The sequence below is a fragment of the Enterorhabdus sp. P55 genome, assembly GCF_009911695.1.
In the GTDB taxonomy this organism is placed as follows: domain Bacteria; phylum Actinomycetota; class Coriobacteriia; order Coriobacteriales; family Eggerthellaceae; genus Enterorhabdus.
Genome location: NZ_QWKK01000185.1, coordinates 1 through 2,635, shown reverse-complemented (window position 1 = coordinate 2,635; position 2,635 = coordinate 1). Strand labels below are relative to the sequence as shown.

Here is a 2,635-nt window from a genome sequence, read left to right as displayed (position 1 = left end):
GCTGGATGCGCGGCGGGGCTGGGGCGCGAGAACGGGGGGCGGGGCCGAGGCTGGCGGGGCCTGCGGCGAGGGGGGCGGCCCGGGCTGGCGGCAGGAGCTGATCCCGACAGTACTGCGCCAGGTGCCGGCGGCGGGCGCGGGGCCGGCAGACTGGGCACAGGCGGAGGCCGAGGCTGGCAACGGACGGAGGGGCGGCGCTACGCCAGGCTCCGGGGGGCTCGGCGCGGACGGAGGCGGGGCGCGGGCTTCAGCCGCATTGGGTCGCCGATACCCCGTGCCCTCAGCGCGGGTCGGACGCCTCCCCGCCGCCTGGGCGGAAAGGCGCCTGACTCGTTGTGAAGCGCCGGACGCGGATGCTAGAAGGGAATCCGCTCGTCGTAGACGCCTGACGACGGAGGCTCGCCGCAAGGAGCGCCGTCGTCGGAAGCGGGGGCGGGAGCTGGGGCGGGAGGAGCCGAATTGGGAGCAGGGGCGGGGTCGGATGCGGGGGCGGGAGCAGAGGGGACAGAAGCGGATGCGGGGGCGGGAACGAAGTCGTCGCGGCGGGGCGAGAGAAACTCCAGCTCGTCGACTACCACTTCCAGCTTGGAGCGGCGCGCGCCTTCCTTCTCCCATGAGCTCCAGCGGAGACGGCCCCTCAGACATACCTTCGTGCCCTTGCGAAGGTGCCGGTGAAGCGCAGCCGCGCGGTTTCCGAACAGGGTGCAGTCGACGAAGTTGGGGTACTCCTCCCAGTCGCCGGTCTCGCGGCTCAGGCGGTAGTCGTTGACCGCCACGCCGAAGCCGAGCACCTTCCAGTCGCTCTGGGTGACGCGCAGCTCTGCGTCACGCGTCAGGTTGCCGCTGATGATTACGTTGTTGATGCCCATGTCGTGCCTCTTTCCGCGCCGCGCGCGGGGCCGGCGCCTCGTCGTGCGCCCGCGGGCGCGTCTGCGTGGAGCCCCCGAGCAGACGGGAGACGGAGCATCTGACACGAGGCCCGACTCCGCCTCCCTGCGGGGGCTGCGCCTCTGGCGGGGCGGTCAGGATCCGGCTCTCCGTCATTTGCCTTCGTCATCCGTCGATCCGCCGCCATCCGCTGAGGCTCCTGCCACCCTAACCGCCCCCGCCGACGCCAGAACGGCGAGGCGTCCTCGTCCTCATCCGCGCGAAACCGCTGCCCTGCCCCGCCCCGCTACGCCCGGTCGCCCCCTCGCGCCGCCACTCCTCCCCCAGCTCCGCCCCCGTCGCCACCCCGTCGGCCCGACCGCACGGCCCACCGCACCGCGAGCCCCGCCCTGTCACGGCAGGCGTCCCCCGCTGACGCCGCCCCGTCGGGTCGGGGGTCCGCCCCGTCGTCACGGCGACACACTTTGTCGTCATCCCGTCGGCACGGCGGCACACTCCGTCGTCGCCCCGTCGGCGCTCCACCGCCGCGGCGACACGTCCCATCGCCGCCCTATCGGATCGAGTGCCTTTCCCGTCGCTGCCTCGTCGTGGCGAGCCGGCGCATCGTCGCAGCGGCGGCCCCTTTCGTCGCCGCTCGCGATGCCGGGCTGTCCGTCCGCGTCTCCGCCCTTCGCCGGCGCTGCTGCGCTCTGCTCCCGGCTGGCGCCTCCATCACCCGTCGCGACGGCCGTCCTCCGTCGTCGCCTCCGTCGTCGTCGCCCGTCGAGTCGAGCGCCCGGGGCGGCGGGCGGGGTTCTTGCGGTGCTTTCCGAGATGTTTCACGTGAAACATTCGTTCCCTGCGCTTGGGCACAAAAAAACGCCGGCGCGGGGCCGACGTTTTCGTGGGTGCTGGGAGCGTATCTGGCGAGCAGGGGCTACAGCGCCTCGGGCTCCGGCTCGTCCTCGGGGGCGTCTTCCAGGTACTTCTCGTCGATCTCATCGTCGCCATACTCGGAAGCATCCTTAAGGGAGCCCATGAAGTTGGGAGCCGCGCCGATGAACACCGGCTCGTCCTCAAACACCGGCTCCTCGCCCTCGATGGCGTAGAGGAAGCCCACGGCGAAGCCCTCGTCCTCGCCCGGGACGCCTCCCTCCGCGATGAGCGCGTCCTTCTGCCCGTCGTCGGTATCAATGTAGCCGTCGTAGCACAGCGCGTAGGCATCGGCCCCACGCGCGCCCTTCACCGTGTGCTCGGCGAAGTTGAAGCACTCCTCGGCGGTCTCGCCGGGATGCGACTCGATGAAGAGGTTGTCCTTGACCACCAGGGCCGTGAACGGGATGACCTCGGCGCCTTGGGACATCTTCTCCTTCGCCTCATCGAGGGAGAACAGCAGCACCTTCTCGAGAATCTCGGGAATCTCGGGGACTTCCTGGGAGTCGTTTTCGATCTCACGATCGGCCATGGCGGCCTCCTTTCTCGACGCGGATCCGCTACGCGGCCGCGCCCACTCGCCCACAGAGGGCAATCGCGCGCGGCCCGCAGGCAACACGCGCTCCGTCGCTGTGCAGCAGTTTACTGGTTTCCCGCACGCAGGCCACCGCGAAGAGGATGTTTCACGTGAAACACTCCCCCGGCGGCCGCGCGAGGAGCGGCGGGGAGCCGCCCCGCCCCGCGGGCCCCGCCGGAGGCGCGGGAAACGAGCGGGGGGCGCCGGGCTGTGGGCAAGCGTAGGGGGCGGGGGCGCACGCCGTGGGCGGGGGCGGGT

At 71.7% G+C, this 2,635-nt stretch carries 2 protein-coding genes; both read right to left on the bottom strand.

Annotation, left to right across the window (positions count from 1 at the left end; translation table 11 throughout):
• Positions 1–356 precede the first annotated feature (356 nt).
• Positions 357–869 carry a single-stranded DNA-binding protein gene (locus D1643_RS10575; RefSeq protein ID WP_160710575.1) on the bottom strand — a complete coding sequence of 171 codons (513 nt, stop codon included), beginning with the start codon at positions 867–869 and terminating at the stop codon, positions 357–359.
• Between the two features lie 935 nt (positions 870–1,804).
• Complete coding sequence (locus tag D1643_RS10570) at positions 1,805–2,332, bottom strand: hypothetical protein (protein WP_160710574.1); 528 nt, start codon at positions 2,330–2,332, stop codon at positions 1,805–1,807.
• Positions 2,333–2,635: the final 303 nt, after the last annotated feature.